Source organism: Pseudooceanicola nanhaiensis DSM 18065, from assembly GCF_000688295.1.
Lineage (GTDB): Bacteria > Pseudomonadota > Alphaproteobacteria > Rhodobacterales > Rhodobacteraceae > Pseudooceanicola > Pseudooceanicola nanhaiensis.
Genome location: NZ_JHZF01000015.1, coordinates 76,117 through 90,870, shown reverse-complemented (window position 1 = coordinate 90,870; position 14,754 = coordinate 76,117). Strand labels below are relative to the sequence as shown.

General features: G+C 62.3%; 16 protein-coding genes and 3 pseudogenes. 7 read left to right on the top strand and 12 right to left on the bottom strand.

The window, feature by feature from the left end; genetic code table 11:
* The first annotated feature begins 30 nt into the window (after positions 1 to 30).
* The gene (locus Q344_RS0118795) at positions 31 to 1,263 is read left to right on the top strand and encodes a serine hydrolase domain-containing protein (protein WP_211249931.1); all 1,233 of its coding nucleotides are present in this window, start codon (positions 31 to 33) and stop codon (positions 1,261 to 1,263) included.
* A 203-nt stretch (positions 1,264 to 1,466) separates the two neighbouring features.
* Here Q344_RS0118795 and Q344_RS0118790 read toward each other — a convergent pair whose 3' ends face one another.
* From Q344_RS0118790 to Q344_RS0118760, 7 genes and pseudogenes are all read right to left on the bottom strand, one after another.
* Complete coding sequence (locus tag Q344_RS0118790; RefSeq protein WP_028288132.1) at positions 1,467 to 1,658, bottom strand: heavy-metal-associated domain-containing protein; 192 nt, start codon at positions 1,656 to 1,658, stop codon at positions 1,467 to 1,469.
* Positions 1,659 to 1,893: 235 nt separating this feature from the next.
* A complete protein-coding gene (locus Q344_RS0118785; RefSeq protein ID WP_051630842.1) occupies positions 1,894 to 2,217 on the bottom strand; it encodes an SHOCT domain-containing protein in 324 nt (107 codons plus the stop codon).
* Between the two features lie 191 nt (positions 2,218 to 2,408).
* Positions 2,409 to 2,690 (bottom strand): annotated as a pseudogene (locus tag Q344_RS0118780) (haloacid dehalogenase); the annotation flags it as partial.
* A gap of 141 nt (positions 2,691 to 2,831) precedes the next feature.
* Positions 2,832 to 3,818, bottom strand: a complete 987-nt coding sequence (locus tag Q344_RS0118775) for a potassium channel family protein (RefSeq protein ID WP_028288129.1) — start codon at positions 3,816 to 3,818, stop codon at positions 2,832 to 2,834.
* Positions 3,819 to 3,969: 151 nt separating this feature from the next.
* Positions 3,970 to 4,371 (bottom strand): four-helix bundle copper-binding protein, encoded by a 402-nt coding sequence (locus Q344_RS0118770; RefSeq protein WP_028288128.1) that lies wholly within the window; start codon positions 4,369 to 4,371, stop codon positions 3,970 to 3,972.
* 154 nt (positions 4,372 to 4,525) lie between these two features.
* Positions 4,526 to 5,305: an SDR family oxidoreductase gene (locus Q344_RS0118765; RefSeq protein ID WP_028288127.1), complete on the bottom strand. Its 780-nt coding sequence runs from the start codon at positions 5,303 to 5,305 to the stop codon at positions 4,526 to 4,528.
* Positions 5,302 to 5,631 carry a nuclear transport factor 2 family protein gene (locus Q344_RS0118760; protein ID WP_028288126.1) on the bottom strand — a complete coding sequence of 110 codons (330 nt, stop codon included), beginning with the start codon at positions 5,629 to 5,631 and terminating at the stop codon, positions 5,302 to 5,304. Before Q344_RS0118760 ends, Q344_RS0118765 begins: the two co-directional genes overlap by 4 nt.
* A 144-nt stretch (positions 5,632 to 5,775) precedes the next feature.
* On the opposite strand from Q344_RS0118760, the gene Q344_RS0118755 reads away from it, so the two are divergent.
* Positions 5,776 to 6,684, top strand: coding sequence for a LysR family transcriptional regulator (locus tag Q344_RS0118755; protein ID WP_028288125.1), 909 nt, complete (start codon positions 5,776 to 5,778; stop codon positions 6,682 to 6,684).
* A gap of 108 nt (positions 6,685 to 6,792) precedes the next feature.
* Here the strand turns inward: Q344_RS0118755 and Q344_RS0118750 are convergent, their stop codons facing one another.
* The 4 genes from Q344_RS0118750 to Q344_RS25675 all read right to left on the bottom strand — a co-directional run bounded on the left by Q344_RS0118750 (position 6,793) and on the right by Q344_RS25675 (position 9,544).
* Positions 6,793 to 7,338: a YaeQ family protein gene (locus tag Q344_RS0118750; protein ID WP_028288124.1), complete on the bottom strand. Its 546-nt coding sequence runs from the start codon at positions 7,336 to 7,338 to the stop codon at positions 6,793 to 6,795.
* A 148-nt stretch (positions 7,339 to 7,486) separates the two neighbouring features.
* Positions 7,487 to 8,263, bottom strand: a complete 777-nt coding sequence (locus tag Q344_RS0118745) for a transglutaminase-like domain-containing protein (RefSeq protein ID WP_028288123.1) — start codon at positions 8,261 to 8,263, stop codon at positions 7,487 to 7,489.
* 108 nt (positions 8,264 to 8,371) lie between these two features.
* Complete coding sequence (locus tag Q344_RS0118740) at positions 8,372 to 9,208, bottom strand: SHOCT domain-containing protein (protein ID WP_028288122.1); 837 nt, start codon at positions 9,206 to 9,208, stop codon at positions 8,372 to 8,374.
* A gap of 111 nt (positions 9,209 to 9,319) precedes the next feature.
* The gene (locus Q344_RS25675) at positions 9,320 to 9,544 is read right to left on the bottom strand and encodes a ParB N-terminal domain-containing protein (protein ID WP_084178496.1); all 225 of its coding nucleotides are present in this window, start codon (positions 9,542 to 9,544) and stop codon (positions 9,320 to 9,322) included.
* A gap of 67 nt (positions 9,545 to 9,611) precedes the next feature.
* Between Q344_RS25675 and Q344_RS26605 the strand changes: the two are divergent.
* A pseudogene (locus Q344_RS26605) lies at positions 9,612 to 9,764 on the top strand (transposase); the annotation flags it as partial.
* Positions 9,731 to 10,723, top strand: coding sequence for an IS3 family transposase (locus tag Q344_RS0118725; protein WP_229669163.1), 993 nt, complete (start codon positions 9,731 to 9,733; stop codon positions 10,721 to 10,723). The pseudogene Q344_RS26605 and the gene Q344_RS0118725, both read left to right, overlap by 34 nt.
* Positions 10,724 to 10,869: 146 nt before the next feature.
* On the opposite strand, the gene Q344_RS26200 is transcribed toward Q344_RS0118725, so the two are convergent.
* On the bottom strand, positions 10,870 to 11,904 hold the full coding sequence (locus tag Q344_RS26200; RefSeq protein WP_156954753.1) for a hypothetical protein: 1,035 nt from the start codon (positions 11,902 to 11,904) through the stop codon (positions 10,870 to 10,872).
* 63 nt (positions 11,905 to 11,967) lie between these two features.
* Between Q344_RS26200 and Q344_RS24440 the strand changes: the two are divergent.
* The 3 genes and pseudogenes from Q344_RS24440 to Q344_RS0118715 all read left to right on the top strand — a co-directional run.
* Positions 11,968 to 12,321, top strand: a pseudogene (locus tag Q344_RS24440) (transposase); the annotation flags it as partial.
* 257 nt (positions 12,322 to 12,578) lie between these two features.
* Positions 12,579 to 13,175, top strand: coding sequence for a hypothetical protein (locus Q344_RS26195; protein WP_156954752.1), 597 nt, complete (start codon positions 12,579 to 12,581; stop codon positions 13,173 to 13,175).
* Positions 13,176 to 14,281: 1,106 nt separating this feature from the next.
* Entirely contained in the window at positions 14,282 to 14,695 is a 414-nt protein-coding gene (locus Q344_RS0118715; RefSeq protein WP_028288118.1) for a hypothetical protein, read from the top strand.
* The last annotated feature ends 59 nt before the right edge of the window (positions 14,696 to 14,754 follow it).

Below are 14,754 nucleotides of genomic sequence, written 5' to 3'. Positions count from 1 at the left end.
AGCGTGCAAGACAGCTGAGAGGAGATACGCGTGTTTCAACTGAACTATGTCGCGGCGGGACTGACGGCCGCCGCCGCCTTGACCAGCATGGGAGGGCCCGCCCTGGCGCAGTCGGACGACCCGAGCCGCTGGCTCGCGCCCACGATGATCGAGGCGCGGGCGAACATGTTCATGCCCGGCCTCAACTATCTGACGTTCCAGCACATGGACCAGATGTTCGCCACCCGCGAGGTGGCCGCCGGCGACACGGTGTGGGAGCTGCCGGAAAACCCGATGTCGCTGGAAGGCGACTACACCATCCAGGGCGAGACCTTCGACCTCGAAGGCGCACTCGAGAGGACCCGGACCAACGCGCTCGTCGTGCTGAAGGACGGAGAACTCGTCCACGAGACCTATCGCAACGGCAGCGGGCCGGACACCCGGTTCCTGACCTTCTCGGTGGCGAAATCCTATACCTCCACCCTGATCGGCCTTGCGCGCGCCGACGGCCTGATCGAAAGCCTCGACGACAAGGTCACGACCTACCTGCCCGAGATGGAGGGCTCCGGTTACGACGGGCCCACGGTGCGGGACCTGCTCCGCATGCGCTCCGGCGTGAACTGGGAAGAACGCTACGAATTCGGAAGCGAGACCCAGCTGACCACGGTGCATGACAACTCGCTCGTCGCCTACAATTACCGCTGGTGCGACTACGCGGCCAACGAAAGCGAGCCCGGGGCCAACGCGCCGGACGCCGTCTTCAACTACGCCACGCTCGACACCAGTGTCCTGGGCTGCATCGTCGAGCGCGTCACCGGGAAGACCGGGGCCGAATACATGTCCGAAAAGCTCTGGAAACCGATGGGCGCGGAACACGATGCCTACTGGATCATGGACGGCCCCGACGACGTGGGGCGCGAGTTCTTCGGCGCGGGTCTCGCCGTCACCGGCCGCGATCATGCGCGCTTCGGCCAGATGTTCCTGCAGGGCGGCATGGCCAACGGGCAGCAGGTCGTCCCGGCAGACTGGGTGACCGAGGCGACCGTGCCGGACGAGGGCTACGAGCCTTTCGCAGAAGGCGCGCCGATGGGTTACCAGTACCAATGGTGGACCGATGCGGCGAGCGACGTCTTCATGGCCCTTGGCCTGCACCACCAGTTCATCCGCGTCGATCCGGAGAACGACATCGTCATCGTCAAGATCAGCTACACGCAGGAACCGGTGGGAAGGGACGCGGAGAACGAAGAGCTCTTCGCCCAGATCACCGCGAAACTGACGCAGTGACCGCAGCGCGCGGGCCGGGACGTCCCCGGCCCGCGCGTCGTTCATCCGGGCTTCGCCAGAGCTTGCGCGGGCAGCCCCGGGTGATCGTCGTGTCTGCGGCCGGCACGGTCCTCGCCGTGTTCGAGGACGATGCCGGCCGGGATCAGGGATGTCTTCAGGATATGCTTCCGTGCATCATCCGGCGGCGCAAGTGCGGCGGAGCTTCATCGAGAAACGCGATAGCCTTCGTCTTCGATCGCCTTCCGGATCGCATGCGCGTCCGTCCCGCTTTCCACCGATACCCGGCCCGACGCTCGGTCCACCGAGACCTTCGCATCGGGGTCGAGGCCCCGGACCGCTTGCGTGACTGCCTGCTCGCAATGGCCGCAGGTCATTCCCTGAACTTGGAAATCCATTGTCCGCCTCCTTGTCTGATCGACCGAATATCGGGGCTTCCAGCGCTGGAAGGTCAAGACGTGCGCAGTCACGCACTCGTGCAGATCCCGCTGATCTCGATCCCGCGCGGACCTGCCGGATGGCCTGTTCCCCGGCATGCGCCGACGAAGAGGCGCCTCTACACGACAAGCATCGTCGGGTTCGGGCCGGGACAGCCTTTCCGGGCAAGGGCGGGGCGTCCGGGTCTTGCGGAGTTCAGCTCTCCAGGTGCCTGCGCCGCAAATCGAACTCCCCCGGCTCGATTTCGCCACGGGCGAGGCGCTCCTTGAGCACGTCCATCGCATCCCGCCCACCCGGAGCGGCCCGCCGCTCGCCCTTCCAGCGGATCGCGAGGACGACCAGAGCGGCAAGACCACCCCAGAACAGGATCATCATGCCGAACCCCATGAGCCCCATGCCCCAGCCACTCATGTGGCCGTGGTAGTAGCTGTCGCCGGCCGGATCGGCGGAGACCGGTCCTGCGGCAATGACCGCCGCCGACGTCAGGAAGATCATGGCGGTTGCCTCGAAGCGTTTCATCTCGCTCTCCCGTAAAAGGATTTCATTGCCCCACGCGGGATCGATAGCAGACGGAGGAAGCGCTGGATTTGATGCCCGTCAAACTGAACCCGGATTCCCGGTCTTGAAGCGCCCCCGAGCAGCGACCGCACGACAAGGCTTCAGCCGGTCCGAAGGCGGGCATGCCGCCCGTCTTGACGGTTGCGGTCGGGTCAGATCGACTTGGCCCTGAGCCGAAGCGCATTGGCTATGACGGAGACCGACGACAGGCTCATGGCGAGCGCGGCGATCATCGGCGACAGCAGAAGGCCGAAGGCCGGATACAGCACCCCCGCCGCCACCGGCACGCCAAGGCCGTTATAGAGAAAGGCGAACAGCAGGTTCTGCTTGATGTTCCGCACCGTGGCGCGGGACAACCGCCGGGCCGACAGATCGCCCCTGACAAGCGTGACGCCGGCACTTTCCACCGCCACGTCGGCGCCGGTGCCCATGGCGGGGTTGGTGCCGCCTTCAACGCGCCAGCGCATCATGTTTCAGGACGTCGTGGGGCTGCTGGAGAAGGTGCGCGACCGAAGCGGCCCGGGTGGAGGCGGAAATCGCTCGGGACGCCGCAGCGCGCCGAGGCTCTGCCGGCTTCAGCGGCCGAGCGCATCCTTGATGGACCAGCCGCTCTCCCGCAGCATTCCCAGAGCGTGGCGACGCATGTCGCGCTGCCGCTTCATGGCATTCTCGAAGTCCTTCAATGCCACTGTCGGCAGGCCGGCATCACCGAGGCGCTCCAGATCGGGTGTTGGCGGCACCTCCTCGGCCATCCTGGTGCCGCTCCCGGCATGTTCGAAGAACTCAGTCAGCGAGCGCCGGGCCGACAAGAGATCGAGGGCCGCCGGGCGGGCCTCGGGCGCGATGCCGTGCTCGACCAGAAGCAGCGCTTCGCTGAGCTTCACGATCTGCACGGGCATGGAGCGCCCCGCTTCAGCGGTGCCGAAGGTGTGCAGGATAGGATAGGAAAGGTGAGAGGCCGCTGTTCCCGCGATCGGCGAGGAGAGACTGGCGAGCCTCGTCCCGAGCGAAAGCAGGTTCCCGTCCCGCCACCCGTTGATGACGATCTCTTCCGGAGTGTCGCCCATGGAGTCGATCATCGACGCCACGGCCCTCTTGTGCGCAGCGGCCGACAGCATCGGCACGAGATACGTGGCGGACATCGTCACCGACAGGAAACCGGTGGCGACGCAGAGCGCGGTCAGGATCTGCCACAGCGCTCCGTCCGGCCGGTAGTCGCCCAGACCCAGCGTGAAGAGGGTGAACCCGGAAAAGTAGATGCGGGCGGCGAAGTCGGCGGGCTCTCCGCTGCTCGCCCGCAGAACAGCGTCCGAGACCGGGAGGAAGATCAAGGTCCAGCCAAGCCAGAGAAGCGCCATCCACATCAGGATCGTGCAGAGCGAGAGGATGCCGCCAGCCGAACCACGAAGCGGCCCCGGGCCCCAGGGAAGACGCTTCCAAATGCCGATATTCATCCTCGCACTCAGGGGGCCGCCGCCGCCCAGGCTGATCGTCGTGTTGAACATGTCATAGAGCGTCAGCAGGACGATGAACGCTCCAACGACAACAATAGCTACTTCCATCACGGGCGCGCCCTGAACAACCGGGCTCCTCCAAAGGCTTCACAATGGTGATCGTGGCCGGCACGAGAGCCGGCCTTCTGTCGCGGACAGCGCAGGCCGCGTCATCGTCGAACGGAAGACCGGCGGCCGATCGGCCGCCGGTGTCCCGGGATCACTGCACCTGCGGCAGTGCGTCGTTGCAGGCCGTGGCGCAGCGGCGGCAGCACTCGGCGCAGATGCGGCAATGCTCATGCTTTCCGGCATGCTTTTCGCATTCCTCCGCACAGCGGTTGCACGCCTCGGCGCATGCCTTGATCGCGGCCGCCAGAACGGCCTCGTTGGACCCGGTGCGGCGCGATGCCATGGCACCGGTCGCGGCACAGATGTCCGCGCAGTCGAGATTGAGGCGGATGCACTGGCGCAGGTCGGCAACCATATCCTCGGCCAGACAGGCATCTGCGCAGGACGTGCAGGTCTGGGCGCAAGCGTAGGCTTCCTCGATGAACTTCAGCAGCGCATCGGCCGTGTTGCCCTGAACGTCGGGGTGGGTGCTGATCATTTCGCGGACTTGCACAGCTATCTCCTTCTCGTTTGCAACGACGGGAAAACGCAAGGAATGAAGGGATGTTCCTCGTGCTGTCGCGCCGGGCGCTGCCGGATGCCGGATGCCGGATGCCGGATGCCGGATGCCGGAACCGTGTGGGAGCCAGGGGTCGGGACAAGGGCAGTCACGCTGTCGGCACGGTTCCGCCATCGATCACGTATTCGGCGCCGGTTATGGTCCCGGCCAGGTCCGAAGCGAGGAAGGCGATCAGGTTCGCGACCTCGCCAGGTTTCGACGGACGCCCGATCGGCACCCCGCCGAGCGAGTCCATGATCATGCGCTTGCCGGCTTCCACGTCGACCCCGTGCTCGATCGCGAGGCGTTTGGCCAGCTCGACGGAGGATTCGGTCTCGATCCAGCCCGGAGAGACCCGGACGACCCGCACCCCCCTTGGCGAGATCTGCTTCGACAGGCTCTTGCTGTAGGTGGACAGGGCCGCCTTGGCGGCGGCGTAGGCGGTCGTCGCCTCCGGCAGCGGCAGCTCGCGCTGGATGGATGTGACGTGGATCACGACGCCGCTGCCCCGCGCCTCCATCTCCGGAACGAGCGCGCGGTCGAGGCGCACCGCCGGCATCAGGTTCAGATCGAGCTCGCGCCGCCATTCGTCGTCGTCGAGCGCCCTGTAGCCGCCCGCGGGCGCCGAGGAACCGCCGAGCATGTGGACGATGATGTCGACGCCACCCAGCCTCTCTCGCACGGCCTCGGCCACCCTGGCGCACCCCTCGGCCCGGGTCAGGTCCGCCGCCACGAACCGGTCTTCCGGCATCTCCGGCGGCCTGGTCCGCGCCGTCGTCAGAACGTCGGCGCCAAGCGCCTGGAACAGGGCCACGGTCGCCGCTCCGGCACCGCGCGTGCCGGAGGTGACGAGCGCCCGCTTTCCCTCGAGGGTCAGGAAGGGGCTCATGGCACGATCTCCAGTCCGGCGATCTTGTCCCCGCGAAGGACGAAGAAATAGCGCAGGTCGACCGGGCTGCCGGGGAAGTTGCCGACAAGGTGGCTGGTGACGATCGTGCGCTGACCATCTTCCGCGATGTCGAAGGGCTCGACCGTGTAGGTGTATTGCGTGGAGGCATTCGCCATCCACTGCCGGATCGCGTCGCGACCCGTATAGCTGTTGCCTTCGTCGACGACGGTGGCGTCCTGCGTGAACAATTCCGACAGCGCCTGCGCGTTGCCTGTCTTGTCAGACGAGAAATAGGCGTCAATCGCGTCTGGCAGATCGATACTCATGGTGGATCTCCTTTCTGGATATGGAGCTCGCCGCTTGCCCTCCCGGGTCGGATCGGGACCGGCGCCCTGGGCATGAATTTAAGCCTTTGACACAATGCGGATAAGCGGGACTAATCCGGACGTGGAGTTTGGATTTTCGGGATAATGGGAACCTACAAGCTGGCCGATTTTGACGCGGTCCTGGCGATTGCCCGCAGGGGATCGTTCCGGGCGGCCGCGCTGGACGTGGGGATGTCCACGAGCGCGCTCAGCAGCGCGGTCTCGAAGCTCGAGGAGCAACTGGGCGTGCGGCTCTTCAACCGCACGACCCGCAGCGTGTCGCTGACCGCCGCCGGGCAGCGTTTCGTCGATCAGGTCAGCCCGGCGCTCAAGGACATTCACGGCGCGATCGACACGGTCCGGTCGCAGCAGGAGACGCCCACTGGGATCCTGCGCATCAACACCTTCGCCACGGCGGGCCGGGAGATCCTGGCGCCGCTCGTCCTCGAATACCTCCGGCGGTTCCCGGGGGTGCAGATCGACCTCGTGACCGAGGGCAACCTCGTCGACATCGTGGCGGAGGGTTTCGATTTCGGGGTGCGCAGCCAGAACCTTGTGCCGACGGATATGATCGCCATCCCGCTCGGGCCCGCGCGCCGCTACGCGGTCGTCGCGACACCCGCCTATTTCCAAGGCCGGGAGCCGCCGCAGGGGCCTTCCGACCTGAAGGCGCATGCCTGCATCCGGACGCGCCTGCCGAATGGTGCGCTCTTTCGCTGGCAGTTCGAAAGCGACGGACAGCCCGTTCATGTCGATGTAGAGGGGCCGATCACGCTGGACGAGGCCAGCCTCGCGCGCATTGCCGTTCTCGATGGGCTCGGCATCGGGTTCTTCATGGAATCGGACGTGCGGGAGGATATCGAGGCGGGGCGGCTGGTGCGTGTCCTCGAGGCCTGGACGCCGCCGCTGGCGCCGCTGTGCCTGTACTATCCCAGTCGGCGCAATCCACCGGCGGCCTTCAAGGTGTTCGTCGATCTCGCCCGCGAACTCGCGCGATCCTCGAGAGCGCGTTGAAGGCGTCGGGCCAATCCCGTCGCAAGAGAACGACTTGGGGCAGCGGCATCAGCGCAGCGCAAGATCGGGAGGCCTCGCACCGCTGAGCTTCGCGCGGGCCGAGGTCAGCTACGAGGCTTCCTTCCATTTGACCGGGGTCACGTAGGCGATGCGATCCTCGGCGCTGACCATGACATCGCCGTCCTGGATGTTGACCTGCAGCTTCATCGAGCGGCTTGCCATCTCGGCAAGATCACGGGTCGTCGCTTCGGGAAGGTTCATGACCTGAAGGTTGTCGAAACGGGTCGTGCCGCCCTTGATCTTGTCCCACCAAAGCTCGGCAGTCCTGCCGCCATAGGTATAGACGACGACCTTGCCGGCCTTGCCACAGGACTGACGCACGACCTTTTCACTCGGAAGTCCCAGGGCCACCCACAGTTCCAGTTCACCGCTCAGGCTCTTTTGCCAGATGTCGGGCTCGTCATCCGTCGAAAGGCCCTTGGTGAGCTCCAGATGCTCACCGGCATTGAGGGCGAACGCCAGAAGTCGCACCATCAATCTTTCGTCTGTCTCCGAGGGGTGCTTCGCGACCGTCAGCTTGTGGACCTCGTAGTAGTGCCGGTCCATGTCGGAGACGGAAAGCTCGACTTTGTAGATGGTGGAATTTTGCGCCATGACGGTTCCCTCACTCGCGAAGATGGCGATGCCTATTGGGTCTGAAGTCGATGTGGAAGCGGATAAGACACGGTGCAACAAAAGAGGCCGCCAGAACGGTACACTTCCGCGGTACGACACCGGGAGGTGGCCTTCAGCAGGTGTCGGTTCACACCTTCTTCACGACGACTGACTGAAGGACAAGTTCGGCTGGCTCCTGGGAGTCCATGAACGCCACGTCGTAGGCGTCGCGACCCACTGCGATGATCGCCATCGTATCTGCCCGGGCCATGCCCGTGGCATCGACAAGCCACCACTTTCCGCTCAGCCAGACTTCCGTGACGGCGTGAAAGTCAGGAGGCTCGACGTCCGGGCTGTAGACGGCCACCATGCGGGCGGGGATTTCTGCGGCGCGCACCAGCGAGCACATGAGATGCGCGTAGTCGCGGCATACGCCCTGCCGTCCGGCGAACGTCTCGAGCACGTTGGTGTCCGCATCCGAACTGCCAGGCACGTAGGTCAGGTTGGCCTCGATCCAATCTCGCAAAGCAAGGACCTGCTGCCCGCCGCTCAGGTGCCCGAAGCGGCGTTGCACGAAAGTCCTGAACTTGTCCGACTGACAGTAGCGCGAGGGTCGCAGATAAGGCGCGACATCGCCGGGGAGCAGATGCAGTGGCATCGCCTCGAGCGTTTCGAACCGAGGTTCCGGCCGAGTGATGTCGAGCAGCGCACGATAGGTCAGGTTCATCTCGCCATCGGGAACCTGCGCCCAGATCCGCTCGCCGACATCCGAGTCCCCGTTGATGCGGGTCAGCGTGGCTCCGCCGATGTCCAGATGCTCCTGAACCACCACCTGCCCTTCGACCTTTCCCGCCTCCAGTGCAAGGAACACGGTGTTTGGACGGGGGAAACGGTAGGTCATCGCGAGGTCGATGGTGATACGCATGCGGGCCCTTGTCTTTCGAGTTGTGCGCACGGCTCTGAACGCCTGTCCATGGGGTCCCGACCGAAGAGTGCCTGTCCGGAACGCCGGGTGCCTGTGCGATACGGAGCGCTACAGGCGCGCCAGAAGTTCAGCTTTCTTCGTTTCGTACTCTTCCTTGGTGAGGATGCCCTTCTCGAACAGGCCGGCGAGCCGTTCGATCCGGCTGAAGATCTGGTCATCGCTGCTGGCCTGAGCGGCCACGACATCAGGCGCCGGTTGTGTTTCCGGTTCAGCACCCTGTGCAGGGGCCGGAGCGGCAAGAGGCGCCTCCGTTGAAGCCCGGGTCGCGCTGTCTCGCGACGTGGGCGATGCGCCATCGACGATCGGCAGCTCCGAAATCGGGACGAGGCCGCGCTGGCTGGTGAAGCTGAGGCTCTGCCCCCCGCCCTGCGCCTGTCCGAAACCGCTGATCCTGTGGTCGCCGGTGTCGTAGACCGTGGTCTGCCCTCCGACCTTGACCGCCAGCCTGCGCTTGTCGGGGAAATAGGCATAACGCAGGTCATTCTGCGCTCCCGCGGAAGACGGCTGACCAAGATCGGCGGGCCAGTCGCTGCTCTCTTGCGCGAACAGGCTGACCCCGGACAGGTCAGGAGGCCCGCCTTGAGACTGCGACTGCGAGGACACCGGTACGGCGAAAAGCCGGTGCTGTTGCACGATCCCCGAGAGCTCCGTGCAAAGGGTGTCGACCCGGGCCTTCAGGCCGTCGTTGAACATGTCACCGACCATGGTCATCCCACCCCGTGACCATTGCCCCATGCCGCCAAGCTCGGGGTGGTTGAATTGCGCCTGAGCGCCATGTCCGGCCGAGACCGCCACGAGCATATGCAAGGCGGCATCGCTGCTGATCCCATGGCGTGCCGCGATATCGGCCACGATCGCCTCGCCGTCTTCAGTCAGTTGGGGCATGTGTCGACGCTCTGGTTGCTCCAGCCGTGAAGGTAGCACCGATGGGTCGCGTTCGACAGGCGCTTTCAACCGCCATGAGAGCGCATCCCACGGGCCGGGGCAATCATCGGCTCAATGCAGCCGGGCCCGCACAAAATAGGCCTGCACCGACGCTTCTCCGAGCAGCCGAAGCGCCTCAAGTCGGTGGAGACCTTCAATCAGAACGTAGCCATTGCCGTCAGACCGGAGTTGAATCGGGGTGGTCTGCCCGTCTGCCAGAATGCTTTCGGCAAGTTTCAGGACCTTGTCCTCGGACAGTGTCTTCTGTCGCTTGAGGGGAACCCGGACATCGCGGATCGTGACCTGCTCCCCTGAAAAGTCCGCGGTTTGAGGTTAGCCTGTTCTCCAAACGAGGAGACAGACGATGCGGAAAAGCCGTTTTAGCGAAGAGCAGATCATTGGCATCCTGAAGGAGCACCAAGCCGGGATAGGCGCCAAGGAGCTCTGCCGGAAGCACGGCGTCAGCGATGGCACGTTCTACAAGTGGCGGTCGAAGTATGGCGGCATGGAAGTGTCGGAGGCCAAGCGGCTGAAGGCGCTCGAAGCCGAGAACGCGAAGCTGAAGAAGATGCTGGCGGAACACATGCTCGACGTGGCCACGCTCAAGGAGATGCTGGGAAAAAACTTTTGAAGCCCGGTGCAAGGCGGCGAGCTGTGGACTGGGCCATGAAAGAGAAGAGCTACAACCAGCGGCGGGCCTGTGCTTTGGCCGGGATTGATCCGCGCGTCTACAGGCGGCGATCATCCAGACCTGCAGACGCCGAGCTGCGGGAGAGGCTGAACGAGCTATCCAGCGAACGGCGTCGCTTCGGCTATCGTCGACTGCACCTGCTTCTTGATCGCGAAGGCTGGAAGGTGAACTGGAAGAAGCTCTACCGGATCTACCGAGAAGAAGGCTTAACAGTCCGTAAACGAGGCGGTCGCAAGCGGGCCCTGGGGACCAGGGCGCCGATGGCGATCCCGCAGGGGCCGAACCAGCGCTGGTCCCTGGACTTCGTCTCAGACAGCCTGTCCGATGGTCGCCGCTTCCGGGTGCCCTGCGTCATCGACGACTTCAGCCGGGAATGCCTGGCCGCGGTCGTGGACACCTCACTGTCAGGGCAGCGCGTTGGCCGTGAGCTCGACAGCATCGCTCGGGTGCGCGGCTATCCATGCATGGTGGTCAGCGACAACGGCACGGAGCTGACCTCGAATGCCATCCTCAAATGGCAGGAGGACCGCAAGGTCGAGTGGCATTACATCGCGCCAGGAAAGCCCATGCAGAACGGCTTCGTCGAGAGCTTCAATGGCCGCCTGCGCGACGAATGCCTCAATGAGCACCTGTTCGCCAATCTGCGCCATGTCCGCGACCTAATCGAGGCGTGGCGCGAAGACTACAACCACCACCGCCCCCACACCAGCCTCGACGGGCTCACCCCGTGGGAGTATCACCAACGGTCAGTAGAGGACCAAAACCTGAACAGAGCTAACTCATAAGTGCGGACTCTATGGGGAGCAGGTCAAAGCGGACATTCCACCAGGATCACGCCGCCAGACCCGGCGCAGCACTCGTGCGCAAAATGCAGCCCCCCAATACCACACCGTTACTACGCTATCGTATGGCAGTAGGTGGTTATTGATACTCAGCGAAGTCTTTTTAACGCATACAGATCGTGCAGAGCGCCAATGGTGTTAAGCATTCGCTGGAAGAAATCGTCGTATATTCTGGGGAGGTCGTGGTTTATCTTGTGGTCACGTCCGTAAAAATTTGATCTATTCTTGAATACTTCGAAGCGCCCTTCCGCCATATCAGGGATTAAAACAAAGCGCTCAACCAATCGGTTTCGCTTGAAACTTTCATACAAGCGAGCGCTAATATCTAAATGACCGTCATGCACGATCCTATCCCTGATGGAGCATATCGTCCAAATAAGTTCATCCTTCACAAAAAGAGTGCCTGCGCGCTCATTCATGGTGAGTGACTTTTTGTCTCCATACTGTCTTGACCCACCTTTAAGCTTTACTATTTTGGAGTAATCAATATCATCTCGCTCTGCTTCCAGAGAAATTTTGACAGCATAGTCCAATAAGCTCCTCATGCGAACGAAGATGGTTTCCAAATGAGCATGCAGCAGTGAAGTTTCGGCGCCAACTGAAGAGCGCAAGCCAACTGTTTCGTTGATTGAGTAGAGGTAGGGAGCACAATCATTCAGGATACCGTAAAATTCACCGATAACCTGACTGACCTGTGCGCTTGTTCGCTGGACATTCGTGAGAAGGCCTTGAACATCTTGCAAGTATATAAACTTATGCAATACTCTCTCGCTTGCTGATCCGGCTATGAGTTTTTCAAATTGCGCTTTCGTTACCCGGCTTTCGGGCTCGACACCCGCCATGTGCACCCAGTCAGGAATTCTATCATGAAATATCTCAAACTCGACATCAGATATTATTGATCTGCGTATGTGGCCATGTGTTGCTGCACATAGATTATCAAAGTCGACATCAATATTAGTGTCCGTGCGACGCCAATACCCTTGGGCGTCCTTAAAGTATCCTCGAGAACCCTCTTCGCGGATACGTTTCGATGGCCTGCCATCCAGATTTTTTATAGGCTTTAAGTCGTCACCGGATACTGGCCATCCAGCGATTTTCTTCTCGCCGATTGGAACTTGCACTGATATCTTCCGATACCCACGGCGGTCTTTTGATCTTTTGGTCATTTCTGGAAAGTAACTGGGGCGCTCGAGATGATCAATCGGCACTCGCCGGGCTCAACCCGGCGCCTGACGCTCGGGGCCGACAAAGGATATGACAGCGTCGACTTTGTCGCCGCGCTCAGGCGTATGGTCGTGTCGCCACATGTCGCGCAGAAGGCCCGGCATTCCGCCATCGACGGGCGCACCACCCAGCATCGCCGCTACGCCTTGTCCCAGCGGAGCCGGAAGAAGATCGAGGAACCCTTCGGCTGGGCCAAGACCGTGGGTGGCATGAGCCAGACCCTTCACCGCGGCATCAACAGGGTCCGCGCGCAGTTCACGATGACAATGGCGGCCTGCAATCTGGCCAGGCTACCGAAACTCCTGGCAGCGTGACGAACAGGGCAACCCGGACACGCGTCCGATGCAGATACCGATGTCGACAAAAGCTGCCTTCAAGCCATCAGGGCAAGAAATCGTCCTTCGAGCCCAACTTCTTCAGCGGCTTGTTAGGGAACCGCAAGAACGCGGTCGATGCAAGCACTGCGTTCCACACGCGCGGCATCCGTAGCGACGGTGTCGACGCACAAGCGTCTTCCTATCCTGCCCTCGTTGGCATAGATAGCAACGGAATAATGTCGGGCGGGTGTTGCATGACTGCATATCTGGCTGAACTATTCGCATGGATTAAAGCTAATCCCGGGGCGACAGCAACCATCAGCGCTGCCATTATCGCCGTATGCGGCGTGGTTTTCTCCGCTTTCAGTGCTTTTGTGACGGGTCGAAGATCGGTTTATATCTCATCTGTGACGGCGGAAAGGTCGAAGTGGATCGAGAAGCTACGTTCGAACATCGCAGAACTTCTGCAAGTGTGTGCCGCGATAAACAACGAAACGCAACGAACCCATGGCTATGACGATTGGAGAAACAGGGCCGATGGCCTCATTTCCCTTATATCCTTACAGCTAAACCCCGCAGACGAGGACGGCATCGACAAAAATCTGATCGCGCATCTCAGGATACTCGTTAAAGCCACTACAAAGTCACCGGACGAGTTCCGGAAGGAAGAAGAGAAATTTGTCCGTCATTCCCAGTTCATGCTCAAGGAAGAGTGGGAGAAAGTGAAATCCGAGGCGCGCGGATCAATCTCGAAAATATGGCATAAGATTCGGGGAAGGAAATGCGCTCGTAGGTGTGCTTACAAGCGTTTCGTCCGCGAAGAACTGCCGTGGGCATCAATGAACAAATAGCGTGACATCAGATGGCCTTCAGGCCAGATTGTCGTCCGGATGCCACGAACAAGGAGCGAGGTTTGCTGCAAAAGCGAATGGCCGGTTCGTTCGCACTCGGACTGCCCAGCCATGCTGCACGACGCTATGGATGACCGGATCGAGGAAGCCGCGCCGCAGCGACCTGCTGCCTCTTGCCCGGCAGCTATGGGCCGGTCGCGTTCATGAGTTAGTCCCGAGATAGCACACGGTCTCCCTCCGCCCGCCAGCGGGCTGACGGAGACCGTAGGCAAGCGCCGGTCGCGGCAATGTGTGCGCCGACGATCCCGGATCGTCACGCCCCGGGGGCGCCATCCGCGTAGTCCTCTTGTTGAAATTTCCGTCTTCCGTTTTCAGCCTTGATGCGTTTCCTCTGTTCATGAAAACGAGCGCCACCGCGCTCGTGGTCGTCTCCCGTCGGTGGCCGGGATTTCGAAGACCGCCCGGGACGGCCTTCTCTGACAGACGAAATGGAACTTCGCCACGGATGCACGTCGTCGCTTCCGCTCTCGCGGATGCCATCACCTCCGGGGAGTGATCAGATCCCCGCAGCGCGCTGCGTTTTCGGTGATGCGCAACGGTTTCTCGCGAGCGTCCAGGGGTGCTGGATCTTGTGCTGCCTCCTTTCTCTTCGCTCGACCGTGCAGTCCTCGGCGGCATCCTCATGCCCGTCCGTCATAGGGAAGAAATGGAACGACAGGATCCGGACCAAAACACTTCCGTGGTCGGAAACCGAAAAAGTCAGCTCTTAGCCCCCTCTCGCGCCTCGCTCGGTTTAAGCCTGCTCCCAACGAGTCGCCCGACGGGGACGAGGACGGCGTCCTTCAGTTGGGGCGCACCAAGGCTCTCTGCCAGAGTAGTCGATCGGCGTCACGGGGCCGATCAACGGCTCTGGCCGGAGGATTTCGTCTTCCGTGTCGAACAGAGCGGAAGTTTTTTCTTCGTGCCGCGGGCGGCTGGCCAATCTTCAAATCAAGGAACGGGAATAATGGTCAATCGCCCCGCAGGAACAAGGAGGGAAATCCCAAGAAACGGACAGGCTTGATGCTGCCACGACTGGCAGACGCGCAACAAAAGGAGGACCCATCATGCTGCGCAAGCTACCCTCGAAGACCCTGTCCGCAGACCAAACTCTCGACGCCGTTCGCGCGCATTTCGACGAGCACGGAGCCGCGCTGTGCAGCGCCGCCGGGCTGATCGACGGGGAGGCCGGAACGGCTCGCGTCCTGCGCCTGATGACCGGCTTGCGCGAAGCATCGCGCCTGGACCGGGCGACTCGGCGCAGGCTTGTCGACCTGCACCGCCTGCTTTCACTCGACCCCGTCATCGACGAGTTCGAACCGGATCTGTCTTCATGGATCCTCCTCGATCCAGACAGCCCCGAAGTGGAAGAGCTCTGCCTGCTCACCGATCGGCTCTATGACCTTCTGTTCGAGATCGGAGAACTGGACGATGAGCGGGATGCGCTGGCGCTTGCCCTCCCGGCGCAGGACGCGGCCTGAACTGCGGCGCCGGCCATGCAAGGATCGCACGGCCGGCGTCATGGCCCCGGACGAACGCA